At 68.2% G+C, this 25470-nt stretch carries 20 protein-coding genes; 4 read left to right on the forward strand and 16 right to left on the reverse strand.

The annotated features are described in order from the left end of the window. Positions 1–3 precede the first annotated feature (3 nt). The 6 genes from ACFPN1_RS02490 to ACFPN1_RS02515 all read right to left on the reverse strand — a co-directional run bounded on the left by ACFPN1_RS02490 (position 4) and on the right by ACFPN1_RS02515 (position 6651). Positions 4–1341, reverse strand: coding sequence for a hypothetical protein (locus tag ACFPN1_RS02490; RefSeq protein WP_386752689.1), 1338 nt, complete (start codon positions 1339–1341; stop codon positions 4–6). Further along, complete coding sequence (locus ACFPN1_RS02495) at positions 1328–2077, reverse strand: P-loop NTPase family protein (RefSeq protein ID WP_386752690.1); 750 nt, start codon at positions 2075–2077, stop codon at positions 1328–1330. Before ACFPN1_RS02495 ends, ACFPN1_RS02490 begins: the two co-directional genes overlap by 14 nt. Then, positions 2074–3666: a hypothetical protein gene (locus ACFPN1_RS02500; protein WP_386752691.1), complete on the reverse strand. Its 1593-nt coding sequence runs from the start codon at positions 3664–3666 to the stop codon at positions 2074–2076. The genes ACFPN1_RS02495 and ACFPN1_RS02500 overlap by 4 nt, the downstream gene beginning before the upstream one ends. Continuing rightward, on the reverse strand, positions 3663–4277 hold the full coding sequence (locus ACFPN1_RS02505; RefSeq protein WP_386752692.1) for an XrtA/PEP-CTERM system exopolysaccharide export protein: 615 nt from the start codon (positions 4275–4277) through the stop codon (positions 3663–3665). Before ACFPN1_RS02505 ends, ACFPN1_RS02500 begins: the two co-directional genes overlap by 4 nt. 94 nt (positions 4278–4371) lie before the next feature. Continuing rightward, on the reverse strand, positions 4372–5370 hold the full coding sequence (locus tag ACFPN1_RS02510; protein ID WP_386752693.1) for an NAD-dependent epimerase: 999 nt from the start codon (positions 5368–5370) through the stop codon (positions 4372–4374). A gap of 3 nt (positions 5371–5373) precedes the next feature. After that, complete coding sequence (locus ACFPN1_RS02515; RefSeq protein WP_386752695.1) at positions 5374–6651, reverse strand: nucleotide sugar dehydrogenase; 1278 nt, start codon at positions 6649–6651, stop codon at positions 5374–5376. A 217-nt stretch (positions 6652–6868) separates the two neighbouring features. Between ACFPN1_RS02515 and galE the strand changes: the two genes are divergently transcribed. Next, on the forward strand, positions 6869–7984 hold the full coding sequence (galE, locus tag ACFPN1_RS02520; RefSeq protein WP_386752697.1) for a UDP-glucose 4-epimerase GalE: 1116 nt from the start codon (positions 6869–6871) through the stop codon (positions 7982–7984). A gap of 23 nt (positions 7985–8007) precedes the next feature. On the opposite strand, the gene ACFPN1_RS02525 is transcribed toward galE, so the two are convergent. The 8 genes from ACFPN1_RS02525 to ACFPN1_RS02560 all read right to left on the reverse strand — a co-directional run bounded on the left by ACFPN1_RS02525 (position 8008) and on the right by ACFPN1_RS02560 (position 18275). Continuing rightward, a complete protein-coding gene (locus tag ACFPN1_RS02525) occupies positions 8008–8415 on the reverse strand; it encodes a hypothetical protein (protein WP_386752699.1) in 408 nt (135 codons plus the stop codon). Between the two features lie 3 nt (positions 8416–8418). Beyond that, positions 8419–9489 (reverse strand): HDOD domain-containing protein, encoded by a 1071-nt coding sequence (locus tag ACFPN1_RS02530; protein WP_386752700.1) that lies wholly within the window; start codon positions 9487–9489, stop codon positions 8419–8421. 113 nt (positions 9490–9602) lie between these two features. Next, positions 9603–11444, reverse strand: coding sequence for a sensor histidine kinase (locus ACFPN1_RS02535; protein WP_386752701.1), 1842 nt, complete (start codon positions 11442–11444; stop codon positions 9603–9605). Between the two features lie 148 nt (positions 11445–11592). Continuing rightward, positions 11593–12765 carry a methyl-accepting chemotaxis protein gene (locus ACFPN1_RS02540; RefSeq protein ID WP_386752703.1) on the reverse strand — a complete coding sequence of 391 codons (1173 nt, stop codon included), beginning with the start codon at positions 12763–12765 and terminating at the stop codon, positions 11593–11595. Positions 12766–12767: 2 nt separating this feature from the next. After that, positions 12768–13880 (reverse strand): protein-glutamate methylesterase/protein-glutamine glutaminase, encoded by a 1113-nt coding sequence (locus tag ACFPN1_RS02545; RefSeq protein ID WP_386752704.1) that lies wholly within the window; start codon positions 13878–13880, stop codon positions 12768–12770. Position 13881: 1 nt separating this feature from the next. Next, positions 13882–14478, reverse strand: coding sequence for a chemoreceptor glutamine deamidase CheD (cheD, locus tag ACFPN1_RS02550; protein WP_386752705.1), 597 nt, complete (start codon positions 14476–14478; stop codon positions 13882–13884). Next, entirely contained in the window at positions 14459–15370 is a 912-nt protein-coding gene (locus tag ACFPN1_RS02555; protein WP_386754009.1) for a CheR family methyltransferase, read from the reverse strand. Before ACFPN1_RS02555 ends, cheD begins: the two co-directional genes overlap by 20 nt. Positions 15371–15596: 226 nt before the next feature. Then, positions 15597–18275, reverse strand: a complete 2679-nt coding sequence (locus tag ACFPN1_RS02560; protein WP_386752706.1) for a methyl-accepting chemotaxis protein — start codon at positions 18273–18275, stop codon at positions 15597–15599. A 175-nt stretch (positions 18276–18450) separates the two neighbouring features. Here ACFPN1_RS02560 and ACFPN1_RS02565 point away from each other — a divergent pair, with 175 nt between their 5' ends. The 3 genes from ACFPN1_RS02565 to ACFPN1_RS02575 all read left to right on the forward strand — a co-directional run bounded on the left by ACFPN1_RS02565 (position 18451) and on the right by ACFPN1_RS02575 (position 21595). Further along, a complete protein-coding gene (locus tag ACFPN1_RS02565; protein WP_386752708.1) occupies positions 18451–18762 on the forward strand; it encodes a TonB family protein in 312 nt (103 codons plus the stop codon). A gap of 136 nt (positions 18763–18898) precedes the next feature. Then, on the forward strand, positions 18899–19207 hold the full coding sequence (locus ACFPN1_RS02570; protein WP_386752710.1) for an energy transducer TonB: 309 nt from the start codon (positions 18899–18901) through the stop codon (positions 19205–19207). Positions 19208–19552: 345 nt separating this feature from the next. After that, a complete protein-coding gene (locus tag ACFPN1_RS02575) occupies positions 19553–21595 on the forward strand; it encodes a TOL_0244 family TonB-dependent receptor (protein WP_386752712.1) in 2043 nt (680 codons plus the stop codon). Positions 21596–21632: 37 nt separating this feature from the next. Here ACFPN1_RS02575 and ACFPN1_RS02580 read toward each other — a convergent pair whose 3' ends face one another. Next, positions 21633–24293: a methyl-accepting chemotaxis protein gene (locus ACFPN1_RS02580; protein WP_386752714.1), complete on the reverse strand. Its 2661-nt coding sequence runs from the start codon at positions 24291–24293 to the stop codon at positions 21633–21635. A 14-nt stretch (positions 24294–24307) separates the two neighbouring features. Continuing rightward, positions 24308–25402 carry an OprO/OprP family phosphate-selective porin gene (locus ACFPN1_RS02585; RefSeq protein WP_386752716.1) on the reverse strand — a complete coding sequence of 365 codons (1095 nt, stop codon included), beginning with the start codon at positions 25400–25402 and terminating at the stop codon, positions 24308–24310. Between the last annotated feature and the right edge of the window lie 68 nt (positions 25403–25470).

Consider the following 25470-nt stretch of genomic DNA (forward strand, 5'->3'; position numbering starts at 1 on the left):
CCGTCAGCGCTTCCACCAGAGGGTGACCAGGACCGCGTTTTCCTTGTAGACCGGATCGGGCAGGTTCGAATCGCGCTCGTTGCGGACGACCTGGGCGCGCCAGCCCCAATGCCGGGTACGTTGTTGTTCGATGCCCAGCGCGTAGACGTGGTCGCGATCCAGCTCGTCAATGGTGCGGAAATCGCGCTTGCGGTAGGAACCGTCGAACACGATCCGGGTCAGGGGCGTCAGGCGGTAGCTCGCCTGGTAGATGACGGCGTTTTCGGTGCGGTCGGCGTCGAGCCGGGAGATGTAACGCAACTGGCGGTAGATCGGGCGGACGCGGAAGCCGAGGCGGTCGCCGGAGAAGCGGTAGTCCAGCTCGACATCGCTCTGGCGATAGACGCCCGCGGTGACCAGCGAGGACGAGGAGTCGACCAGATCGGGCACCAGCGACTCATCGGGATCACTCAGTCGCACGACGAGGTCCTGGACCTCGTCCGCGAACTGATGGCGCGCCCGGAAGCGCAACCGGTTCTGCGGATTGACCTGCCACTGCACGGTCGCGCGGGCGAGCGTGGTCGACTCGTTGTCGGCGTTCTCGCGGTCCAGCCGCGAACGTCCGGCGTCTAGCTGGTATTCGATATCGCGCAACCGGCCCTCGTAGCGGACGTAACCGTCCTGGCGGGTGTAGTCGACGATCGTGGTTTCGGGCTGGTCGAACTCCACGCGCGTATGCGCCAGATGCAGCGAAACGTTGGAGGTGGCATTGATGTCGTGCTGCAGCGCGGCGGCCGCGCTGTAGCGCCGGCTGTCGAATCCGCGCGATACCTCCGCCTGGCTGTCGGCGCCGCGCACGTCGATCTGGAGGCGGCTGGTGTCGCCCAGCCGCGCGAAGAAGCTGGGGCCGCCGAGAAATATATTGACCCGTTGCAGGTTGCCCGGATAACGGCCGTCGCGGAAGTTGATCGGCTCTTCGCTCAAGTAGTCTTCGACCACTAGGTGCATGCGCTGGGGAAACAGCGCCCACTTGAGCTGGCCCGCGAATTCGGCGCGCGTCTCGTCGTCGAATTCGTTGCCGAAGTAGTGGCGCCGCTCGATGTCACCGCGCGCGTGCAGTTCCACCGACGCGCCTTCTTCCTTCAGGTCGAACCTCAGCCGTGGCACCAGGACCGATTCGTTGGCCTGGTTGTTCTCGCTGAGGTTGAGGTTGTCGCTGTGCAGCCCGGTCAGCTCGAACTGGTAGTCGAGCCGGGCGGCGCGCGCGTTGCCCGTGGACAGCGCCACCAGCAACGCGAGGGCGAGCGGCGCAAGCGTCGCGCGGTAGCGACTGGCGCGGAAGGCAGGGTCACGCGTTTTCATTGAAGACCACGCCGGCGAACTTCCGGGGATCGAAATTGCCGGCGGCGGCCGCGATGTCGGCCGGCGTATTCCGGCCGTAACCCGCGACCAGGATCACCACGTCCGCCAGCTCCGAGAGCATCCGCGCATCGGGAGCACCGAGCGCGGGCGGGCTGTCGAGGAAGATGTAGCGGTCGGAATAGCTGCTGCGCAGCGAATCGAGCAGCAGGCGCATGCGAAACGAGGCGAAGTGCTCGGCCTCCATGTCGCCGTAGGTGGACCGGCCCGCGGGGATCAGCTTGAGGCGCGGGATGCCGGTGGCATACAGCATGCCGTCGACTTCGGCCTCGGGATCCTCGAGGTAGTTGATCAGGCCGCCACGGGCGGTATCGATCTTCATCGCGGTGTGCTGGGTGGGGTGCCGCAGGTTGCAGTCGATCAACAGCGCGGTCTTGGACTGGTCGAACGTGACCGACAGCGCCAGGTTGCGCGCGACGAAGCTGCCGCCGCAGCCGTTGCTCACGGGCACCACCAGGGTGACGAAATTTTCGTTGGAGATGGACAGCAGCCGCGTGCGCAGGTCGCGGAACGAATCCACGAGCGGCCGGTTGGCGCCGTCCAGGTAGGGAATGATCGAGCGCTCGGCCAGCTGCCCCGGCGTCAGCGCGGTCGACTCGCTGCGGCGCACGACGCTGCGGTGTTCGATCGCGGCCATCCGGGCCAGGGCCTCCGCGGCGGACTGGTTGAAGTCGTTCATAGGACGTCCACCATTTTCAGCATCAGGACGATGCCGTAGATCACGGGCACCGAAAGCAGCAGCGCGGATCCGAGCCGCAACTGCCGGGCCTGCTGTTCGTTCTGGCCATGGCTCATCTGCGGTGGAATCACGGCCAGTACCGGCAGGCCGGCTTCGCGTTCGATCTGCAGCGGCGCGCGCACGCGCGGGTCGTGCCTGACGAGCAGCGAAAGCAGCAGCAGCGGTATGAACACGGCGACAGCGAGTCCGGCCGCGGCGAAATGCACGAGGCGCAGGCCGGTGGGCAGCAGCGGGATCGAGGCCGGTTCCTGGATCTGGAAGCCGAGGCTGCGGCCATCCGCGTCCAGGCTCATCGACACGCGGGCGTTCTCGCGCCGCTTGAGCAGGTCCTCGTACATCTCCTTGTTGACGTCGTGCGCGCGCGTCAGCGCCGAGACTTCGCCACCGGATTCCATGATCTTGCGGCTGCGCTCGTATTCCTCGCGCAGCAGGGCCTGGGCGGTGGCGACGCGCGAGGCGGCCGCCGCGCCCTGGCGCCGCACTTCGGTGAGCTGGCTGCGCAGCTGTTCGTAGACCGGGTTCATGGTCGGCGTCGCGCCCGGGATGACCGAGCCCCTCGCACGGCCGCTGCGCATCTGGCCCTGCAACTCGCTGATCTGGTTGCGCACGCGCACCACGTCGGGGTGCTGGTCGGTGTAGCTCAGCTTGAGCCGGTCGTATTCGGCCTGCAGGCCGGCCAGCTGCGCATTGGTCTGGCTGGAGCGCGAGATCGTGGTGATCTGGCTTTCGCGCGACAGCATGCCCATCAGCTGGTGTTCCTGCGCGCCGACATCGGCCAGGTCCATGCTCGCGTTGTCGGCGGCGCGACGCAGTTCGGCGATGCGCGATGCGACGTCGCTGTCGACGCCGGGCACGGCATCGGGGTTGGCCATGCGGTAGGCCTGCAGCTTCCGGTCCGCTTCGGCCAGCGCCTTCTGGTACTGGTCGACCTGTGCGTCGATGAACTGGTACGCGGACTTGCTGGCGCGGGCGCGCGAATCGAGCACCTGTTCGATCAGGGCTTCCGAAAACCGCTTCGCCACCGCGTAGGCGCGCTTGGGATCGGAATCGGAGTAGGTGATCTTGACCAGGCTCAGCTTGGGATCGCTGGAGCGCGTCGGCGTGCGCTCGGTGACCGTCACTTCGGTGCGTCCCATGATGCCGTTGCTCAGCTTCTGCTTCTCGACCGCAGTGAGTTCGCCGTTGTCCATCCAGCCGCCGGCGCGCAGCACTTCGTCCAGCACGCGATGGCCGAAGAGCACGTCGCGCGAGATGACCGCGCGCGACGCATCGTTCGGCGCCGCGGTGCGGCCTTCCATCAACGGCGCGATCGCCGCGTTGTCCTGCACCAGCACCGTCGCGGACGACTGATACGTGGGCGGGTTGACCAGGCCCCACGCGAGGAAGAACAACGCGATGGCGGCGAAGATGGTGGCCAGCGGCAACAGGTAGCGTCGCGCCTCCTTGCGCGCGATCGTCGCGACGGCGATCGCGGGCAACCGATCGGGCGCGGGACCGGGAAGGCTGAGCTGCCTGTACGGAGTGTTCACAGGACGCGCTCCGGAACGGTGATCACGTCGCCGGGAGCGACCTTGTAGTTGGTGGTGAGGTCGCCGTCCTCGAGGATGTGGTTGAGCTGGACCTCATACGCCTGGGCGCTGTCGCCGGCCTTGCGGTGCAGGCTCGAGCGATCCGGCGCGGCGAACTCGGTCACGCCGCCCGCCGCCAGCACCGCGTCGAGCACGGTCATGCCCTGCCGGTACGGAATCGAGACCGGCGTGCGCACCGCGCCGGTGACCCGCACGCGCGAGAGGTACTCATGGCTGCGCAGTTCGGTGAGGATCACCGTGACCTGCGGTTCCTTGATGTAGGTGGCGAGCTTGTCCTGCACGTCCTTGGCCACGGCGTCCGGCGTGCGGCCGCCGGCCACGACGTCGCCGACCAGCGGCACGGAAATCTTGCCGTCGGGACGCACGGGGGCGGTGATGCTGAGCTCGGGATTGCGCCATACCGACACCTGGACGATGTCGTCGGCGCCGATCTGGTATTCGTCGGCCGGAGCCGGGGCGGGCGGGGCTCCCGCCGTGATGCCCGCGGTGCTGGCGCAGCCGGCGAGCAGCAGGGACAAGCCGAAGGCCCGAAGGGCAGGTGCAACGCGCATGACTATTCTCCGATGAGCTGCGGGTAGACCCCTCTTGGACAACGCCGGGTGCCATGGCACCCGGCCAAACCAGCCACCCGGCGAAGGTTTCCCTTCAGACCCGGTGGTAATCGCGGTACCACTCGACGAAGCGCGCCACGCCTTCCTCCACCGGAGTGGATGGCGAATAACCGACATCCCGGTGCAGCGCGTCCACGTCCGCCCACGTATCGGGGACGTCGCCCGGTTGCATCGGCAGCAGGCGGCGCTCGGCGCGCCGCCCCAGGCAGCGCTCCAGCACTTCGATGTAGCGCAGCAGTTCCACCGGCCGGTGGTTGCCGATGTTGTAGACGCGATAGGGCGCGTTCGACGTGCCCGGCGAAGGCGTGAGGGTGGCGTCAACGCCGGGCACGTGGTCGAGCGTGCGGACCACGCCTTCCACGATGTCGTCGATGTAGGTGAAGTCGCGGCTGTGGCGGCCGTGGTTGAAGACGTCGATCGGTTCGCCGGCCAGGATCTTCCGCGTGAAGAGGAACAGCGCCATGTCCGGCCGGCCCCACGGGCCGTACACGGTGAAGAAGCGCAGTCCCGTGGTCGGCAGCCCGAACAGGTGGCTGTAGGTGTGCGCCATCAGTTCGTTGGCCTTCTTCGTCGCCGCGTACATGCTCACCGGGTGGTCGACGTTGTCGTCCACGGAGAAGGGGAGCTTGCGATTCGCGCCGTAGACCGAACTGGACGAAGCGTAGACCAGGTGTTCCACGCCGCGATGGCGGCAGGCTTCCAGGATGTTGAGGAATCCGACGATGTTGCTGTCGACGTAGGAACGCGGATTCTCCAGCGAATAGCGCACGCCGGCCTGCGCGGCCAGGTTCACCACCCGCTGCGGGGCGAACGAGGCGAAGGCTTCGCCCACTGCGAGGCTGTCCTCGAGCGATCCGCGCAGGAAACGGAAATTCGCCTGCGGCAGCAGGCGGTCCAGCCTGGCCTGTTTCAGACGCGGGTCGTAGTAGGCGTTGAGGTTGTCGAAGCCGAGCACCTCGTCGCCGCGGGCGAGCAACACCTCGCTCAGCTTCGCGCCGATGAAGCCCGCTGCGCCGGTGACGAGTACGCGCATGGGTTACAGGCACCCGTCGACGCTGTCGCGCGGCAGAGCGCGCTTGACGTCGAACAGCACCGCTCCGGGCACGCCGTAGGCGCGGATGCGCTCCGCGCCCATCGCCACGAACTCGCCGTGCGCCACCGCGAGGACGACGGCGCTGTAACGGCCCGTTTCCGGCTCGGCCACCATGTGGACGCCGTATTCGTCGTGCGCGTGCGCCGCGTTCACCCAGGGATCGTGCACGTCGACCTCGGCGTTGTAGCAGCGCAGCTCGCGCACGATGTCGATCACCTTGGTGTTGCGAACGTCCGGGCAGTTTTCCTTGAACGCCATCCCGAGGATCAGCACGCGCGCGTTGGTCATGTCCTGGTTGCGCTGGCGCATCAGCTTCACGACGCGGCGCGCCACGTGGCTGCCCATGCTGTCGTTGATGCGACGCCCGGCCAGGATCATGTCGGCGTGGTAGCCGATCTGCTGCGCCTTGTGCGTGAGGTAGTAGGGATCCACGCCGATGCAATGCCCGCCGACCAGGCCCGGGCGGAACGGCAGGAAATTCCACTTGGTGCCGGCCGCCTCGAGCACTTCGTGCGTGTCGATGCCAAGGCGGTGGAAGATCAGGGCGAGCTCGTTGATGAGCGCGATGTTGACGTCGCGCTGGATGTTCTCGATGACCTTGGCCGCCTCGGCGACGCGGATGCTGGAGGCCTTGTGCGTGCCGGCGACGATGATGCTTGCGTACAGGCTGTCGATGAATGCGGCGACTACGGGCGTGGAACCGGAAGTCACCTTTTTGATCGTTTCCAGGCGGTGTTGCGGGTCGCCCGGGTTGATGCGTTCCGGGCTGTAGCCGGCGTAGAAGTCGCGGTTGTACACGAGCCCGGATTCGCGCTCGACGATCGGGATGCAGACTTCCTCGGTCGCGCCCGGATACACCGTGGATTCGTAGACCACCACGCCGCCCCGCGCGATCGCACGGCCGACGGTGCGGCTGGCCGATTCGAGCGGGCGCAGGTCGGGGCGCTTGTATTCGTCGATCGGCGTGGGAACGGTGACGATGAAGACATTGCAGCCCGCGAGATCCGCCGGGTCGCTGCTGAAGCGCAGCAGCGCGGCTTCGCGCAGGTCGTCGCCGGTGACTTCGCGGGTGTGGTCGTGGTGCGCTCCGAGTTCGGCCACGCGCGCGGCATCGATGTCGAAGCCGACCGTCGGAAACTTCTTTCCGAACGCGACGGCGAGGGGAAGGCCGACATAGCCCAGGCCGATGATGGCGACGCGCGCGCTTTCGAGCGCAACCAAGGGTGCATTGTTTGGCAAGACGTACCTCCCCAGGTCGACTTCCGGGTCGAGATGCGCGCCAGGGGCGGCATCGGTTCACTGGGTAACGCCAATTGCGTGCCAACGCGGACAGGCGGCAGGCACGGAATGTGAAAGCGATGTGCACGCCACGGGAGATGGACGCTGGCGGCCGCCTTCCGCGTTGTCGGTAGAACCAGGGCAGCAACGGCAGGTTCGCATGGCACGCCAGGCTCCGATGTCGGTTCTCGTATGCGGCGGCGCCGGCTACATCGGCAGCCACGCCTGCGTCGCGCTGGCGGAGCAGGGCTACCGCATCGTCATCGCCGACAACTTCGCCAACAGTTCGCCACGCGTGCTGCTGCGGCTGCAACGCATCATCGGCGCACCGGTGGAATGCGAACGGGTGGACCTGCGCAGCCGCACCGCGTTGAAGCGCCTGTTCGCGCGCCACCGTTTCGACGCGGTGATGCATTTCGCGGCGCTCAAGGCCGTCGGCGAGTCGTGCGCGCAGCCGCTCACGTACTTCGAGAACAACATCAGCGGCACGATCAACCTGCTGCAGGCGATGCAGAAGGCGCGCGTGCCGCGGCTCGTGTTCAGTTCGTCGGCCACGGTGTACGGCGACCCGCAGCGCGTGCCCGTGGACGAGAGCGCGCCGCTGCAGGTGACCAACCCCTACGGCCGCACCAAGCTTGTCATGGAGCAGCTGATCGGCGACCTGTGCAGCAGCGTGCCTTCATTCCGGGCGGCCAACCTGCGCTATTTCAATCCGGTGGGCGCGCATCCCTCGGGCCTGATCGGTGAAGACCCCGCGGGCATCCCCAACAACCTCATGCCGTTCATCTGCCAGGTCGCGACGGGCCGGCGTGAGCGGCTGAGCATCTTCGGCGGCGACTATCCGACGCCCGACGGCACCGGCGTGCGCGATTACATCCACGTCGTGGATCTCGCGCGCGCCCACGTCGATGCCCTGGACTATCTGGTTCGCGAGGACGCGAACCTGACCGTCAACCTCGGCACGGGCCGTGGTGTCAGCGTGCTGGAACTGGTGAAGGCGTTCGAGAAGGCGTCGGGGCGACGTATTCCGTACGAGATTGTCGATCGCCGCCCGGGCGACGTCGCCCAGGTCTATGCCGATCCGTCGCTGGCGCACACGCTGCTGGGCTGGCGGGCGCGGTTCGACATCGACACCATGTGCCGCGATGCCTGGCACTGGCAGTCGGGCAATCCCGAAGGTTACGAGCGCGGCAAGACCGACAGTGCGGCGCGTGCGCGTCCGGGACGGGTCCGACAGGGGCGGCAGGAACCGCACCCGCTCACCGACGGCGTCTGAGCCCGCTACCCGACGCAGGACGGTTACAGGGACGCGGCGTTTCCGGCGTTGCGCGATCGCATCGTGACGATGATGCCGGTCGTTTCCTGCATGCCCACGACCGGATAGAACAGCAGTTCGGCGCGGACGTCGTGGCGTTCCCACACGGCGCGGTCGTCCTTCTGCTGGGCCAGGTAGAAGCCCATTCCCGGCAGTCGGCTTTCGTAGAAGCGTTTCGCGTCGCCCGCGCTGCCCGCGTACAGCAGGCGTGCGGCATTGCGGCCGGGCGGTAGCCGCTGCGCCTGCGGCGGGACCGGCAGTTCGACGGGACCTTCCGGCACCGCCTGCTCGGGCAAGACACGCAGCGTCAGTCCGAAGCTCGCGCTCTGCCCGAATGCGTAGCCGCAGGTGGCGGCCAGCAGCAGTCCGATGGTGCCCGCTAGTTTCGACATGTCTCAGGCGGCCTCGGCGCGTTCGCTTGCCAGTGCACGCCAGCGCGCCAGTTGTTCGAACTGGCCCACGCGGCGCAGGTATCCCTCGTCGACTTCCGTTTCGTTGACCAGCGCGGCGGCGACATGCACGGCGCCCGTGACCCAGAAGCCGCGGATGCGCGCGGGATTCCGGTAGAACGCCACGGCTTCCACGATCGGCGCCGGCAGGCCCCACAGGCCGAGCAGGTACGCGCCGGCGATGTTGTGCGGCGTCACCACGCCGGCTTCGTCCACGTGCGCCTGTTGCGGCAGGAGCAGGCCGACTTCCGCCAGCAGGCCGGCGGTGGCGGCGAGCTCCGCGCTCGGCCCGGCCAGCAGGTCCGATGCCAGGCGCGAGATCCGCAACGCGCGATCGCGCATGCCCTTCGCGGCCGCGGAGTGGCTGCCGACGAAGAAGACCTCGCTGGCCAGCACCAGTTGCCGCAGCGCGCTCTGGCCCAGGCGCGTCACGGCGGTGCGCAGGTCGGTGACCTCGCGCCCGGAGGAGTAGTAGGCGGAATTCGTCATGCGCAGCACCTGCGCGGCCAGGGCCGGGTCCTGGCCGATGAGCGCGGCGATGCGCGCCGCGCTGACGTCCGGATCGCGCAGCAGGCGGGTGAGGGCCAGGTACTGGTTCGGCGCGGTGGGCAGGGAGCCCACGCGTCCGATGCTGCGTTTCAGGGCGGGATCGTCCAGCAGCGCACGCAATTCGGCCGCGCTCTCGACGGTATCGATCAGCGCAAGGGAATCGAGCGGCTCGGAGAGCACGCGCTGGGCGACTTCCAGGGCATGCGTGGAATCGGTCTGCTCGCCCGGTGTGGTGAGCAGGATCCGCATGGTCTCGGGGTTGTGCACCTTCATCTGCGCGAGCAGGGCAATGCCGCTGTAGGCGCCGACCTCCTCGGCGCAGATCAGGACGTCGGGTACGCGCGAGCCGGACAGGGCGGTGGCGACTTCGCTGGTCCATTCCAGCTCCCATTCCAGGCCCTGGTCCTCCAGTTCGCGGCGGACCTCACCGGCACGGGCACCGTCATTGCTAACGACCAGAATGAACACGCGCTCTTCCTCCTGTTCCATTGGGTGTCAGGAGGGGCTAACGGCCGCGCCAGCGGCGGCTGAATGGGCTTGTTACGAAACTGCCAACTGGCGCACGTTTGGTGCGCCGGGGGTCAGGAGGGCTCGCCTCCGCGCAGGGGCAACACCAGGCTCACGCGGGTGCCCTGGCCCGGAACGGTCTCGATGTGCAGCGTGCCGCCGAGCTGCTGGGCGCGTTCGCGCATGATGACCAGGCCGAGGCCGCGCACCGCTTCGGGGCTGAAGCCGCGACCGTCGTCGGTGACGACCAGGTGCAGGCTTCCGGTCGCGGCATCCAACTCCAGGCTCAGCGTCACGTGCGTGGCGCCGGAATGGCGGAGGATGTTCGTCAGGGCTTCCTGTGCGATGCGGAAGCAGGCGAGTTCGACCGCGGGATCCGGGCGCTCCGGCAGCGATGCCAGCTGCAGGTGCAGTTGCGGATGGCCGGAGCGGAACAGTGTGTCGGCCTGCCAGCGCAGCGCCGTTTCCAGCCCCAGCGTGTCCAGCTGCGGCGGCCGCAGGAGCATGGACAGGTTGCGCAGCTTGGCGACCGTCTGGTCGGTGATCCCGATGATCTCGGCGAGGACTTCGCGGCTGCGCTCCGGATCGGAGTCGTCCTGCAGCGCCATCGCGCCGAGCTTGATCGCGGTGATGGCCTGGCCGATGTCGTCGTGCAGCTCGCGCGAGAGGGTGCGGCGTTCGGTTTCCTGCAGCGTGATCAGGTGCCGGGCCATGTCCTGCAGTTCCTGGCGCAGGCGGCGCTGCTCTTCGAGGCTGTTGCTCACTTCTTCGTAGGCGCCGTGGGCGCGCGCCGCCAGCTGGTTGAGCGCTTCGGCGACCGGCGCGAGCTCGACGGGCAGCATCTCGGGCGAGGCGGGGAGCGCCTGGCTCTCCAGGGCGAAGCGCTGCATGCGGTCGAGCAGATCGGTGAAGTAGACGCGCAGGCGTCCGAGCAGCGCTCCGGTCACCGCCAACACGCCGACCAGAACCAGCGCCAGCAGGACGAGCATCGCGGCGGTATGCCGGCGGACTTCGAAAACGACCGTGCTTTGCGGCACGAAGACCAGCAGGTGCCAGCCGTTGCGCAGCGGGGAGACCACTGCGTACGCATCTCCACCGTCGCGCAACACGCCCGGCACGAGCGTCATCCGCGCGTTCTGGTCGGACGCTTCCAGGCGGCGCAGCGGCGCGTCGCGGCCCTCGGTCTGCAGCGTGTCGAGGGAGCGGAACGGCAGGCCCGGCGTCGCGTGCACCACGGTGTGGTGGCCGTCCACGAGCAGCATCTGGAATTCGCCGGGAAGGCCCGATTCCGAGCGCAGGGCCGGGAAGGCCTCGATGGTGATCGCGCCGACGATGACGCCGGCGAACTTCCGGTCGGCGAAGTAAGGCACCGACAATGCGACCGATGGAATCTCGCTGGTAACGCGACCGCGGTAGGCATTGGAGATGTGGGGGCGGCCGGTGCGGCGCGGTTCGGCGTAGTACGAACGGTCCGCCACCGAAACACCGCGCACGTGCGTCGCGGCGGGTTCGGTCATTACCAGTGCGCCGTCGGCATCGACCAGCGCCAGGGTTTTGAAGTCACGGAAATAGCGGTGCAGGCGACCCAGGTCGTCGACCCATCGCGCTTCGTCGCGCACCGTGCCGGCATTGCTGCGGCGGTCGGCCATGACCTGCAGCACGGCGGTGTGCATCTCCACGAAGGCATCGATTTCGCGCGCATGGGCACTGGCCACATCGTGCAGTCGCGTCTCGTACTGGTCGCGCGCCACGCGACTGCTCTGCCACAGGTACACCGCAGCGATGGCGACGACCGGCAGGACCACCGCAACGAACAACAGACTGGAGAAATCGCGGAACAGCGCGCGGCGTCGACCGCGAGCGGCGGCGATGCCGATCCTTGACGATCCCTGGGCCGGGTCCTGCGATTGCGTCATCGCGCAACGCTAACCGCGTGTCGTGCCCGGCTGCAACCACTGCAAAAAGGGGGGGCACGCGCCGCCGGCGCGACGAAGCCAGAGACGCAAAAAAGGACGGTCGTGCGTATTGCGCACGACCGTCCGATGGGGCTGCCGACTCATGCGGCTAGAACAGTTCCACGCTGCCTGCATCCATCGACTGCTGCATCACGGGCTTGTGCGGCGGGCGTTCCCATTCGCTGCGCATCTGCGCGATGCGCTGGCCCAGCTGCACCAGTGCGCCCTGCAACTCGGTGCCGCCATGGCCGCCGGTGCGATGCAGCAGGTCCTGCAACGACGAGGCTTCGCGATTGATCGCGCTCAGGCGGTCCAGGTGCACGTTGGCTGCGCCCAGCGCCTGGGTGGCGATGTCCTCGAACTGCAGCGAACGCACGGCCTCGGCCACCGAGACGTCGATCGCGCGGCCGCACTCGGCGATCTCGCGCATGCCGTTGCCCAGGCCGCGGTTGATGCCGTCCACGCGTTCGAGCATCGCCGCCGCTTCGGCGCGCGCACCGCGCGAGCGGTCGAGGTCGCGCGAGGCCATCTGGCTGACGGTGTCGCGAACGCGGGAAATCGCATCCTTGGAGCTGTGCGCCAGCTTGCGGATCTGTTCGTTGAAGGCGGTCGAGCGCTCGGACAGGTTGCGCACCTCGTCGGCGACCACCGCGAAGCCGCGGCCCGCTTCGCCAGCGCGCGCGGCTTCGATCGCCGCATTCAGCGCCAGCAGGTTGGTCTGGTCGGCGATCGACTTCACGTCTTCCAGCAGGGCGAAGATGCCGTCGAGATGCTCGGCCATCGCATCGATGTGGGTCACCGTCGTGCCGCTCTGGCCGCTGACTTCTTCCAGGGCTTCGACCAGCTGCTCCATCTTCTGGCTGGCCTGCACCGCGAACTGGTGCACGTCGGCGCCGCCGCTGTGGTCGCCCGCACGGCGATCGACGATCCGGGAGATGACCTCGTTCTGCACGCGCGACTGGCGGTTCACCGCCTCGAAGCTGCCGCCGAGCTTGGCGACGGATTCGCGGATCAGCTCACGGGTGCGGTCGATCTCGACGCGCGAGCCCTGCACCTCGGTGTTGATGAACGAGCGCAGCTCGCCCAGCACGCGCGTCTGTTCCTGCAGGCTCGCGGGATTGGAGCGGCGGAGCACGGTCCAGGCGAAGCCGAGCCAGGCCAGGGTCATGGTCACCAGGCTGCCCCAGCGGACGGGCGCAGGAAGCGAGAAGGCCTCTGCGCAGATCAGGGTGAGGGTCAGCGCCAGCGGCGCGGCGATACGGATCAGTACACGCGAATCCATCGTCAATCTCGAGGTGAGCGGTCACTTGCGATAACGGCCGCCGGGGCGGGTGCTTTAGCTGCGGATGGCCGGGGAGCGGATGCGGAAGCCAGCAGACGGTCGGCGATTTCGTCGAGCGGCAGCACATCGGCCGCGGCGCCCAGGGCGACGGCCGCGCCGGGCATGCCCCACACGACGCTGGTGGCCTTGTCCTGCGCGATGGTGTGCGCGCCGGCCTTGCGCAGGCCGAGCAGGCCGCGCGCGCCGTCGTCGCCCATCCCGGTCAACAGGGCCGCGCTGGCGTTGCCGCCCGCGTGGCGCGCGACGGAATCGAAGAGCACGTCCACGCTGGGGCGATGGCCGCGCACCGGATCGTCGTCGCACAGCTGCGCATGCCAGCGCGCACCGCTGCGCACCACGCGCAGGTGGCGGCCACCGGGCGCGACGTAGGCGTGGCCCACCAGCAGCGGCTGGTCCTCGCGCGCTTCGAGCACCGTCATGCGGCTGTGCTTGTTCAGGCGTTCGGCGAAGGCGCCGCTGAAGGCGGCGGGAATGTGCTGGGCGATCACCGTCGCCGGGGCGTCCGCGGGCATGCGTGCGAGCACTTCGCGGATGGCTTCGGTGCCGCCGGCGGAGGCGCCGATGGCGAGCAGGCGATCGGTCGTGCGGTAGCCGACCGGTCCGCTGTATTCGCCCGGTGCGACGGCCGTGGGGCGGCGCACGCTGACGCGTGCATGCGCGGCCTGCTTGACCTTGGCGACGAGCGCCGCCGCGTAGTCGCCGAGTCCGCGCGCGACATCCAGTTGCGGCTTGGCGACGAAATCGACCGCGCCCAGCGCGAGCGCATCGAGCGTGACCTGCGCGCCGGCCATGGTGAGCGTGGACACCATCACCACCGGCATCGGCCGCAGCCGCATCAGGTTGCCGAGGAAGGTGAGGCCGTCCATGCGCGGCATTTCGACGTCGAGCGTCAGTACGTCCGGGTCGAGTTGCTTGATGCGGTCGCGCGCGATGAACGGATCGGACGCCGTGCCGACCACCTCGATACCCGGATCGGCGCCGAGGATCTCGGTCATCAGCTTGCGGATCAGGGCGGAGTCGTCGATGACCAGCACCCGGACTCGTTTCCCGGCCATGTCAGAACAACTCCACGCCGCCGCTGGCCGGCGCACGGTTGATGCGGCCGTACAGCGCGCGCTCGGCATCGACGATGCCGTCGTCGCGCGTCGACGGCAGCCGCTTCACCAGCGTGCGGCCGGTCTGCGCGAAGAAGCCGACCTTGCGCGCATGGATGTCGCCCAGGTCCTGCGCGCGCACCGGGATGTTTTCCGCATCCAGGTATTCCAGGACGAAGCGCGCGTTGCGTGTGCCGATCGGATCGCTATAGAAGCCGCTGAGCACGTTGCCGCCGCCGAACACCTTCGCCTGCAGGCGGCTCCGGCGCGCGCCGCGCTTGAGCAGGTCGTTGATCAGCAGCTCCATCGCGTTCATGCCATAGCGCGCGCAGCTGGAATCGTTGCTGCCGTCGCCGGGCAGCATGAAGTGGTTCATGCCGCCGATCGCCATGGTTGTGTCGTACAGGCAGGCCGCGACGCACGAGCCGAGCAGCGTGACCAGGGCAACGGGCTGGTCGGTGGCGACGTAGTCCGCCGGCAGCAGGCGGATCGCCTCGGTCTGCAACGCGGCGTCGTAATAGCTGCCTTCGATCGCGGGCTTACGCCTGGCCTGGAGCATGGTTTGCCGTGTCCTTGGTCGATCGCGCGTCGCGCTCGCCGGTTCGGGTGGAGGCGCGATAGACGGTGCGCCCGCAGGGCGTCACCAAGTCCGTCGCGTGGTGGAAGCTTTCCGAATGCCCGGCGTAGAGCCGCCCGTCCGGTTCCAGCATCGGGACGATCCGCTGCAGCACGCGGTACTGCGTCGCCTTGTCGAAATAGATCATCACGTTGCGGCAGAACACGGCGGTGTAGCGGTTGCGCAGGCCGTAATCGGCGGCGAGCAGGTTGAGCGGGCGGAACTCGATCAGCGCCTGCAGTTCCGGACGAACCCGGCACATCCCGGCATTCGGACCCGTGCCGCGTAGGAAGAAGCGCCGCTTGCGTTGCGCCTCCAGCGCTTCGATGCGCTCGATCGGATAGACGCCGCGCGCGCCGGTCTGCAGCACGCTGGTGTCGATGTCCGTGGCGAGGATGCGCACGGGCGGCGTGAGCGTGTCGAAGGCTTCGCAGGCGGTGATCGCCAGCGAGTAGGGCTCTTCGCCGGTGGAAGCGGCGCAGCACCAGATCAGCAGCGGCGCGCCGCCGCGGCCGCGTTCGCCGTACGCGCGGCGCAGCTGATCGGCCAGCGCGCCGAAATGGTAGTCCTCGCGGAAGAACGAGGTGAGGTTGGTCGTCAGCGCGTTGACGAACGCCTGGACCTCCGCTTCCGGATCGTCTTCGACCAGGTCGAGGTAGTCGCTGAAGCGCTCCAGTTCCAGCGCGCGCAGGCGGCGCACGAGTCGGCCGTACACCATGTCGCGCTTGTGCGCCTGCAGCTGGATGCCCGCGTGGGCATGGATCAGCTTGCAGACGCGACGGAAGTCGCGGTCTTCGAACACGAACGCGCGTTCGGCGGCATTCGCCGCGGACAGCGTCGCCTCCTCGGCGTGCGCCGTCCTGGCCGGGCCCGCGCTGTGCGCGGGCGACAGGGAAGAATGCAGGGTCACGGGGCCTCTGGAGCGTGGTTGCGGTGCGCGTGAAGAACGTGCTGTTTGAAACGTGCTGTTCGAACCTTGTTGTTCGAAAAGTGCTGTTCGAAGGTGCTGCTCAAAAATGCGGAGCCGATGAAGAAACCCCCGGCAGCGCCGGGGGAATCCCTCAGAACTCCTGCCAGTGAGCGTCGCCGCCGCCGGCGACAGCGACCGCACTGGGTCGCACCGCGCGCGGCTGGCGTGCCCGTGTGCCCGCGGCGGCCTTGCGTGCAGCGGCCGGAGCGACCGGCGTGACCGATGCCGCTTCCGTCACCGGCATCCTGGTGACGCGTGCGTCGTCGCCGAGACGGAACACCGCGACGGTCTGCACCAGCTGCTCCGACTGCTGCTCCAGGCTGCGTGCGGCGGCCGAGGCTTCCTCGACCAGCGCCGCGTTCTGCTGCGTGCCTTCGTCCATCTGCGTGATGGCCTGGTTGATCTGCTCGATACCCGCGCTCTGTTCCTGCGACGCGGCCGAGATGTCCGCGATGATGTCGGTGACGCGCTTGATGCTGGTGACGATCTCGCCCATGGTCTTGCCGGCCTGGTCGACCAGCTGGTTGCCCTGTTCGACCTTGTCGACCGACTCGGTGATGAGTTGCTTGATTTCCTTGGCGGCGCCGGCCGAACGCTGCGCCAGCGAGCGCACTTCGGAGGCGACGACCGCGAAGCCGCGACCCTGTTCGCCCGCACGCGCGGCCTCCACCGCGGCATTCAGCGCGAGGATGTTGGTCTGGAAGGCGATGCCGTCGATCACGCTGATGATGTCGGCGACCTTGCGCGAGGACTCGTGGATGGCGCTCATCGTTTCGACGACCTGGCCGACCACCTGGCCGCCCTGCGCGGCGACGTCGACCGCGCCTCTCGCCAGCTGGTTGGCCTGGCGCGCGTTGTCGGCGTTCTGCTTCACGGTGGAGGTGAGTTCTTCCATCGAGCTGGCGGTTTCTTCCAGCGACGCGGCCTGCTGCTCGGTGCGCTGCGACAGGTCGTTGTTGCCGGAGGCAATCTCGCCCGCGGCGGTGCTGATCGCATCGCTGCCCAGGCGGATCTGGCCGACCACCTGCGCGAGCTGGCGCACGGTGCCGTTCGCGTCGGCGGCCAGGCGACCGAAGCGGCCGGGCAGGTCGGCGTCGGCTTCGCGGGTCAGGTCACCCTTGGCCACGGATTCCAGCAGCGAGCCGACTTCGTGCAAGCCGCGATCGGCGCTGGCCATCAGGGTGTTGAGGCCTTCGAGCATCTCGCGATACACGAACTCGAAGCGTTCGGCGTCGCCGCGATGGCTGAAATCGCCTGCGCACGCGGCGTCCACCAAGCCCTTGATCTCGGCGTTGACCTGCTGCATGCCGGCCTTGACCGCATCGACGGCCGCGGTGATCTGCGCCTTCTTGCCGGGATAGCGCTCGATGTCGGGGGACAGGTCGCCACGGGCGTAGGCGCTGACGATTTCGATCACGCGCATCTTCACGGCGATGTGCGAGGCGACGAGGGTGTTGATCTCCTCGGCCATTTCTCCGTACGAACCGGGGAACGCGGTGGAATCGATGCGTTCGTCGATCTCGCCGTTCTGGTGCGCCTCGAACACTTCGTTCTGCGCCCGCGCGAAGCCGCGCAGCGTGTTGACCGCCCGTTCCATGCTGCGCGCGATCTCGCGCAGTTCGTCCTGGGTGTCGACGGTGATCGTGTCGGGGAAATGGCCGCGGCTCAGCTGCGCCGCGCTGGATTCGATGCGCTGCAGCGCGGTGCGCGTGCCGCGGGTGAAGCCCACGAACAGGTAGGCCGACAGCAGCAGGGCGAAGCCCACGGCCAGCGAGGTCAGCGTGGAACGGCGCTGCAGTTGCGCGATCTCGGCCTTGGCTGCCATCGCCAGCGAACGGTTGGAGGCCGTCAGTGCCGCGGCGAAGGCCAGGCGCGCGGCTTCGGCGCGGGCCGACATCACCTTGACCGGCAGCGAGGGCGTGTCCGCATCCAGGATGTGCTTCTGGATCAGCGCGTTCTCCTTGTCCATCGCGTCCAGCGCGTAGCGCATCGGCTTGCCGAGGGAGCGTTGCAGCGCCGGCATGCGGGCCTCGGCTTCCTTCAGGTCGGCCTCGATGCGGGTACGCACGAACTGCTGCATGTTCTTGGACACGGCCAGGCCGGTGCGGTCGTCCACCCAGATCGCGCCTTCCCCGAGCACGCGGATGCCGACCAGGCCCTGGTGCGAGACCGAGTCGGCCAGCATCGGCGTCCACTCGGACGCGGCGCGGCCGGTGTAGAACACGCTCGGATCGGAGGCCAGGATCAGGCCGGTGCGCTGGTAGACCGCCGCCATCAGGTCGTTGACGCGGGCGATGGCGGCCGCGTGGTTGGTTACGGTCGCGCTGGCGTCGGCGTGTTCGGACAGCGCCTTCTCCCATGCGCCGCGCACGGACTGCAGCGGCGCCTGCAGCGAAGTGTCGGCCAGCGTGGTGCGTTGCCAGGCTTCCAGCGCATCGATCGCGTCCGACGCGGACGTGGCCGAACGGCTCAGCGCTTCGGGGGACACCGTGTCCTTGGCGAACTGGCGCACGAGCAACTGCTCGTGTTCCTGCATGGCCAGTACGGCGCGGTGCAGGTGCGACAGGGCGCCGGTCGCGGCGTATTGCAGGCGGGCATCGGAAATCTCGCCGTTCGCACGCACCACCAGCATGCCGGCCAGGACCGCGCAGGTGAGCGTGAAACTGGCACCGATCAGCAATGCCTTCTGCCCGAAGCGCAATCGCGCCATCAGCGCGATGGACGGCGCCAGCAGGCGATCCAGCAGGGAGGACGTGGGACGAACGGACATGGTGGCCTCGTGACGGACGGACCCGAAGTGGGTCGACACCTCCGGCATCGGCGCGCGCCACCGAAACTTTAGGCAGCCGGGAACGGGGCGCCTGCGGATGACAGGTTTCAAAGCGCGCTAAAGATTCCGCGGACGCGGCCGATCCTGGGGGTTCCCAACCTGGAGTGTTCCGCCAATGCGTCGTCCCGTTTCCCTGATCCTCGCCACGGCCTTCGCCCTGATCGTCGCCCTGCCGGCGCATGCCGAGCTCAAGCCGGTGAAGCGCGTGAATCCCGAATACCCGCCGGAGGCCGCGCGCAGCGGCACCACCGGTTTCGTCGAAGTCGAATACACCGTCGACGCCAGCGGCAAGGTGTCCAGCGTGTCCGTGGTGAACGCCAAGCCGGCGCGCACCTTCGAAAGCGCCGCCGTGAAGGCGGTGAAGCAGTGGGAATTCGCCGCCGGTACCGACGGTCGCGGCAAGGTCCGTCTGGACTTCGCGCTGTAAGCCGTACAGCCCCCGATGCGATGACGAAGCGCGCCGGCGACGGCGCGCTTTTTTTGCGCCTAAAGAATCCCGGCGCGCTGCCGATGCCGGTAATGACGATCGCCCGATCGCGCGTCAGTCCGAACAGGAGACAAGCATGCGTCCTCTTCTTCTCGCCGCCGCAACGGCACTCGCGCTGGTATTCGCCGTGCCGGCCCGCGCCGAACTCACGCCCGTCAAGCGCGTGGAGCCGACCTATCCGCCCGAGGCAGTCAGGTCCGGCACGGTCGGCTTCGTGGAACTCGAATTCACCGTCGACGCGACCGGCAAGGTCGCATCGGTGTCGGTCGTGAACGCCAGGCCGGCGCGCACCTTCGAAGGCGCCGCAGTGAAGGCGCTCAAGCAGTGGCAGTTCGCACCGGGCGGCGAGAGCCGCGGCAAGGTGCGGCTGGACTTCAAGTTGTGACCGGCATTTTTTCAAGCCAGGCAGTGCCAACCTGAATCGGCCTCCGACGCCGCATGAATCAGGCCTCATCCGCTCGCTGAGCCTTGCGGCATCGGCGCGCAAGGCCGGTGTTGCCTGACGGAGACTGTCCCCGATCCCGGGGGCGTCATCGCGCCGGTCGTACCATGGCCTTGAAGCGTGACCCGATGAGTGGGAATCTTCGGGGGCGTCGCAGCCGCGGAATCGCGTTACGGGACGGGCGGGACGCAGGCGACAGGGAAACTTCGGCGTTGGGCCTTGGATCGGCGAACCGGGGGACGCATGGACGACGCAAGGTCGATCGGCATTCCGCAAGGAGCTGCGCTCGTGGGGCATCGCGATGGCCGACTGGTCGCGCGTATCGCCCCGCACATGCCGCGCAGATGGCGATGGCGCGACCTGGACACTACGAAAAGACATGACGCCCAGGGCACGCACCTGCACCGCGTCGGCCTCGCCGTCGCACTGGGTGTGCTGCTGTGCGGATCAGCCGCGCGCGTGGAGGCGCAGGGCGCGCCGCTGGACCTGACCTCGCTGTCGCTCGAGGAACTGGGCGACATCCGCATCACCTCGGTATCGAAGAAGCCCGAGCGTCTCGCCGATGCCGCGGCGTCGGTGTTCGTGATCACCAGCGAGGACATCCGCCGGTCGGGCGCGCGCAACCTGCCGGACGTGCTGCGTCTCGCACCGAACCTGCAGGTCGCCCAGGTCAGCGGCACCGGCTACGCGATCTCGGCGCGCGGGATGAACGGCAGCAACACCGCACCGAACAAGCTGCTGGTGCTGGTGGACGGACGCTCGATCTACACGCCGCTGTTTTCCGGTGTGTTTTGGGACGTGCAGGACCTGATGCTGGAGGACGTCGAACGGATCGAAGTGGTCAGCGGCCCGGGCGGCACGCTCTGGGGCGTCAATGCGGTGAACGGCGTGATCAACATCGTGACCCGCGCCGCCGCCGACACCCAGGGCACGCTGCTGGCGGGCTCCGCGGGCGATGCGCAGGCGGACATCGCGTTGCGCCATGGCGGCAGCGCCGGCGCAAGCGGCCATTTCCGCGCGTATGGCAAATATCTCCACCGCGATGCCACGTCCACGCAGGACGGTACAGCGGTCGACGATGGCCAGCACCTGACGCAGGCCGGGTTCCGGGCGGACTGGGGCGTTGGACGCGACCGCCTCAGCCTGCGTGGCATGGCCTACGACGGCGCGCAGGGCCAGCCCGAGCCGGGTGCGATCCACATCGAAGGCCTCGACGTCGCGCTCGGGGACATCGAGTATTCCGGCGCCAATCTCACTGCCGACTGGAGACGGCAGCTCGCAAGCGGCAGCACGTTGCAGGTGCAGGCCTACTACGACCGCACCCGACGCGATGTGCCGCCGATGTTCGGCGAGACCCTGCAGATCGTGGACCTGCAGCTGCAGCATTCGCTGCACCCGCTCGGCCGGCATTCGTTGACCTGGGGCATGAACGCGCGCCACAGCTGGGACCGCGTCGACAACAGCATTTACTTCGCCTTCCTGCCGGGCCGGGTGCAGCAGGACTGGACGAGCCTGTTCCTGCAGGACGAGGTATCGCTGCGCGACGGCCTGCGCATGGTGGTGGGCGCACGCCTGGAGCGGAACGATTACACCGGCACCGAGTTCCTGCCCAATGCGCGCCTCGCCTGGACGGTGGCGCCGGATCACCTGCTGTGGGCGGCGGCGTCGCGAGCCGTGCGTGCGCCATCGCGTCTGGACCGCGATGCGCATGTGCCCGGTGTTCCGCCGTTCCTGCTGGATGGGGGCGATCCGGTGCGCTCGGAGATCGCGAAGGTCTACGAAGTCGGCTACCGCGGGCGATTCGGGCCGCGGGTCACGCTGTCCGCGACCGCATTCCATACCGATTACGACGATCTGCGCACGCAGGAGATCGATTCCAGCTTCACGTTCCTCTATTTCGGCAGCGGCATGCGTGGCCGCGCCGATGGTGTCGAGGCCTGGGGCACCTGGCAGGCGAGCGAACACTGGCGCCTGAGCGCCGGTTTCGCCGCACTCGACGAAACGTACCGGCTCAAGCCCGGCAGCAACGATGCGCAGGCGCCGGCGGCGTCGGGCAACAACCCCAGCCACAGCTGGCAACTGCGCTCCAGCTGGGACATCAGCCCGCGCGCGACGCTGGACATGGGTCTGCGGCACGTCGGGAAGTTGGACAACAACGCCGTGCCCGCCTACACGGTGCTCGATGCGCGACTGGGCTGGCAATTGCGCGATGGTCTGGAACTCTCGCTCAGCGGCCGCAACCTGCTCGATCCGCATGCGGAATACGGCGATGCGGCAACGCGCAGCGAAATCGCGCCGTCGGTGGCGCTCGCACTGACGTGGCGGCGATAGGCGGGAACGCGACGTCAGCAGCGCCCGCTCCGCATCGTTACTTCTTCGGCGTCTCCACCTTCAGCTGCGACTTCACCTCGGTGACGCCGCGGATGCCTTTGGCGACGGCCACGGCCTTGTCTTCCTCGGCGCGCGAGGCGACGCTGCCCTTCAGCGTGACGATGCCATCCCTGGTGTCGACGTCGATCGCGGTGCCAGAGACGTCCTTCGTGGCCAGCAGGTCGGCCTTGACCTTGGTCGTGATCCAGGCGTCGCCCATCTGCTCCGCTGCATCGGCCGTGGTCTGGCCGACGGTGGACTTCTGTTCTTCGGGTTCGCGGTCCTGCGCCTGGGCCGGCAGCGCGCACAGGGCGGCAGCCAGCGTGGCGATGGCGATGTGTCTTGCAACGTTCATGTTTTCACCCGTTCGTCCGTACCAATGACGGGCCGAACTTAAGGGCCTGCGGGATAAGAGGCAGTGAAAACAGGCGTGTATTCCTGACGCAAAAACGCCTGTTGGCCGCTCGCGCGACCGACAGGTGTATTCCGACGTACCCGCATCACGGAGGGGACAGGTCGGTTCAGCCGTTCGCCGCCTTTGCGAAGGATGCGTGAACGACCCGACCAGCGGCGGCAACCCCCCTTCCTTGCGCAGCGAGAACGTCGCCACGGTTTCAACCAGCTGTGCCGCCTGCTGTTCGAGGCTGCGTGCGGCGGCCGATGCTTCCTCGACCAGCGCCGCATTCTGCTGCGTGCCTTCGTCCATCTGGGTGATGGCGTGGTTGATCTGCTCGATGCCCGCGCTCTGTTCCTGCGATGCGGCCGAGATGTCGGCGATGAAGTCGCTCATCCGCTGCACGCTGGTCACGACGTCCTGCATGGTGCGGCCGGCCTGTTCGACCAGCGCGGAGCCTTCGCCGACCTGGCTCACCGAGTTGGTGATCAGTTCCTTGATCTCGCGGGCCGCACTGGCCGAACGCTGCGCCAACGAGCGCACTTCGGAGGCGACCACCGCGAAGCCGCGACCTTGTTCGCCGGCACGCGCGGCTTCCACGGCGGCATTCAGCGCGAGGATGTTGGTCTGGAAGGCGATGCCGTCGATCACGCCGATGATGTCGGCGACCTTGCGCGAGGATTCCTGGATCGCGGTCATTGTGCTGACCACCTGACCGACCACGACGCCGCCCTGGCGCGCGACATCGGCGGCACCCGTGGCCAGCTGGTTGGCCTGGCGCGCGTTGTCGGCGTTCTGGCGGACGGTGGAGGTGAGTTCCTCCATCGAGCTGGCGGTTTCTTCCAGCGACGCGGCCTGCTGCTCGGTGCGCTGCGACAGATCGTCGTTGCCGGCGGAGATTTCCGCGGCGGCGGAATTGATCGCTTCGCTGCCGCTGCGGATGCGCTCCACGATGCCGGTCAGCTGCGCGACGGTGCGGTTCGCATCGGACGCGAGGGCGCCGAAGCGGCCCGGGAGAGCGGTGTCGATGCGACGCGCCAGGTCGCCGTCCGCCAGGGCCGAAAGCAGGGCGCCGACTTCGCCCAGGGCATCGTCGGCGGTCGCCATCAGCGTGTTTAGGCCTTCGATCATTTCGCGGTACACGAACCGGAAATGCGCCGCATCGCCGCGATGGCTGAAGTCGCCGGCGCGGGCCGCATCGACCAGGCCCTTGATCTCGGCATTGACCGACTGCATGCCGGCCTTCACCGCATCGACGGCCGCGGTGACCTCGGCCTTTTTGCCGGGGTAGCGTTCGATGTCGGCGGACAGGTCGCCATGCGCGTAGGCGCTGACGACTTCGATCACGCGCATCTTCACCGCGATGTGCGCGGCGACGAGCGCGTTGGTCTGTTCGGCCATGCGGGCGTAGGCGCCCGGGAAGCGGTCCGCCACGATGCGATGGTCGATCGCGCCGGCGTCGTGCTGTTCGGACATCTCGGCCTGGGCCACGGTGTAGTCGCGCAGCACGCCGACCATGCCGCGCATGGCGTCGGCGAGGCGGCCGATTTCGCTGCCGTCGGAAGCGGGAATGCGGCCTTCCAGCTCGCCCTGCGCCACGGACTGCGCGACGGCGACCACCTGCGTGAGCGGCCTGACGATCGAACGCGAGATCACCAGGGCCGAGGCGACCGCCAGGACCAGTGCGATCGCCAGCAGCGTGCCGATCGCCCACAGGTTGAAGTGGTAGCCGGCCTCCTGGGCCGCGACGCCGCGATTGAGGCGCTGCATGTTGTGTTCGAGCAGCACGCCAACCGCGTCGGCGGTGGCCTGGCGCAGGTCGCCGGCCTGTTTGGCCGGCGCCATGTCGCCGCTCTTGAGGCCCTCGACGAGGCGGCGGCTGTTGTCGAAATAGCGCGCGGCCTTCGCGGCGACGTCGGCGTACAGCGCCCGCTCGCGCGGCTCGGTGATCTTGGCCGCATAGGCGTCGGCGAGCGACTGGAACTGCTTCGCGCCCTCGGTCAGTTCGCCGGTGTACTCGGCGGCCTTGGCGGCATCTTCGTAACTGGCCACGAGGCCGCGTTCGCTGACGCGGTACTCGGCAAGCATGGTTGCCAGCCGGCCCAGGTCGCGGATGGCGGGGACGGATACCTGCGTCACGGTGCGCACGTTGTCCTGCGCGGTCCCCATGCGTTCCACGGCGAACACGCCCATGACGAGGATGAGCATGGCGAGCGCGGCGAAGCCGAGCGCCAGGCGCCGGCCGATGGTGAGGTTCTGCAACATGGCGGGCTCCGGAATCAGTAGGTGTACTGGATGCGGGTGCCCACGACCAGCGGATCGTCGTGGATGCCGCGACGGGCCGAATCGACGCGAACGATGTTCGCGATCAGCCGCACGTTCGAGTTGAAGTAGCAGGTGGCGGCGAAGCCGAGGCTTTCGGCGTGGCCGCCGGCGACGGCACCGTCGTCGAGATCGATCGCGCTCCATCGCAGCGCCAGTTCCCAGGCCATCGCGTCGTCGGCCGAAGGCGCGGCGGCGATGCCGCGCTTGTAGGTGCGTGCCGCGCCGGTGGGCGACCAGGTCAGCAGCGCGCTGCTGGCGTTGCCGTGGAAATCCGCCAGGCCCGCACCGCGATGCGCGACGACCTGCGCCGCTTCGCCCTGCAGCGACCAGTTGCGCCGCAGCCACACGCCTTCCACCGCGGCGCGATCCAGGCGGTCAACGTCGGCCAGCGCACCGGTCGACACCGACTTCAGCGTGGTGAACGTGGTGCCGGGATTGGCGCTGAAGGACGCGCGTTCGTTGCGCGGCGATTCGCTGGACAGGCTCATGCCGACATGGGCGGCGCCGGTCTTGTCCGAATGCAGCAGCCAGGTGCCGCGCAGGCTCGCGCCGCGCGATTCGCTGGTGCCGTCGAGGCGCTGGTCGAACACGGCGGCGTTGAGCGTGCCGTGCTTGCCGAAGCGCGCGTATTCGGCGCCGATGCGCCGGCTGACGATGAACGATCCGACGAAGGACGGTTCGAGGAAGGCGGTCTGCTTGTCGCTGTTGGCATCCTCGAGCGTGAACGGCTGCTTGAACTGGCCGACGCGGATGGAATGGCCCGCGCGCGGCCTGAGCTCCAGGTAGGCATCGGGCGGCGTGCGGTCGGCGAAATCGTGTTCGGCGACGAACTGCCAGCGCTTGCCGGGATCCTTCAGGCGGAAGCCCAGGCGCGCACGGCGGAAACCTTCTTCGCCTTCGGTGGCGATGCGATCGGAATCGACCTGCGCCCAGTCGTACTGGATGTTGGCCGTGGGAGAGAAATCGAAAGGCAGTCCGTCCGCGACGGCGGCGGGCGAGAGGCTCGCGCAGGCGAAGAAGCACGCGGCGCGCAGGGAAAGGGGGTTCATCGAAACTCCGGCGGAATGCAGGGAAGAGGAATCGGCCTGCGTCCTGCCGTGCCGAGCTCTCAGGAGAT

This window comes from Lysobacter yangpyeongensis (assembly GCF_042655745.1).
In the GTDB taxonomy this organism is placed as follows: domain Bacteria; phylum Pseudomonadota; class Gammaproteobacteria; order Xanthomonadales; family Xanthomonadaceae; genus Agrilutibacter; species Agrilutibacter yangpyeongensis.

Excerpts from the sequence above, each read along its gene's own strand:
- ACFPN1_RS02540 (WP_386752703.1), bottom strand. The coding sequence starts at position 12,765 with ATGGATTCGCGTGTACTGATCCGTATCGCCGCGCCGCTGGCGCTGACC.
- ACFPN1_RS02510 (WP_386752693.1), bottom strand. The coding sequence starts at position 5,370 with ATGCGCGTACTCGTCACCGGCGCAGCGGGCTTCATCGGCGCGAAGCTG.
- ACFPN1_RS02490 (WP_386752689.1), bottom strand. The coding sequence starts at position 1,341 with ATGAAAACGCGTGACCCTGCCTTCCGCGCCAGTCGCTACCGCGCGACG.
- ACFPN1_RS02535 (WP_386752701.1), bottom strand. The coding sequence starts at position 11,444 with ATGACGCAATCGCAGGACCCGGCCCAGGGATCGTCAAGGATCGGCATC.
- ACFPN1_RS02545 (WP_386752704.1), bottom strand. The coding sequence starts at position 13,880 with ATGGCCGGGAAACGAGTCCGGGTGCTGGTCATCGACGACTCCGCCCTG.
- ACFPN1_RS02580 (WP_386752714.1), bottom strand. The coding sequence starts at position 24,293 with ATGTTGCAGAACCTCACCATCGGCCGGCGCCTGGCGCTCGGCTTCGCC.
- cheD (WP_386752705.1), bottom strand. The coding sequence starts at position 14,478 with ATGCTCCAGGCCAGGCGTAAGCCCGCGATCGAAGGCAGCTATTACGAC.
- ACFPN1_RS02570 (WP_386752710.1), top strand. The coding sequence starts at position 18,899 with ATGCGTCCTCTTCTTCTCGCCGCCGCAACGGCACTCGCGCTGGTATTC.
- ACFPN1_RS02495 (WP_386752690.1), bottom strand. The coding sequence starts at position 2,077 with ATGAACGACTTCAACCAGTCCGCCGCGGAGGCCCTGGCCCGGATGGCC.
- ACFPN1_RS02585 (WP_386752716.1), bottom strand. The coding sequence starts at position 25,402 with ATGAACCCCCTTTCCCTGCGCGCCGCGTGCTTCTTCGCCTGCGCGAGC.
- ACFPN1_RS02525 (WP_386752699.1), bottom strand. The coding sequence starts at position 8,415 with ATGTCGAAACTAGCGGGCACCATCGGACTGCTGCTGGCCGCCACCTGC.
- ACFPN1_RS02565 (WP_386752708.1), top strand. The coding sequence starts at position 18,451 with ATGCGTCGTCCCGTTTCCCTGATCCTCGCCACGGCCTTCGCCCTGATC.
- ACFPN1_RS02505 (WP_386752692.1), bottom strand. The coding sequence starts at position 4,277 with ATGCGCGTTGCACCTGCCCTTCGGGCCTTCGGCTTGTCCCTGCTGCTC.
- ACFPN1_RS02560 (WP_386752706.1), bottom strand. The coding sequence starts at position 18,275 with ATGTCCGTTCGTCCCACGTCCTCCCTGCTGGATCGCCTGCTGGCGCCG.
- galE (WP_386752697.1), top strand. The coding sequence starts at position 6,869 with ATGGCACGCCAGGCTCCGATGTCGGTTCTCGTATGCGGCGGCGCCGGC.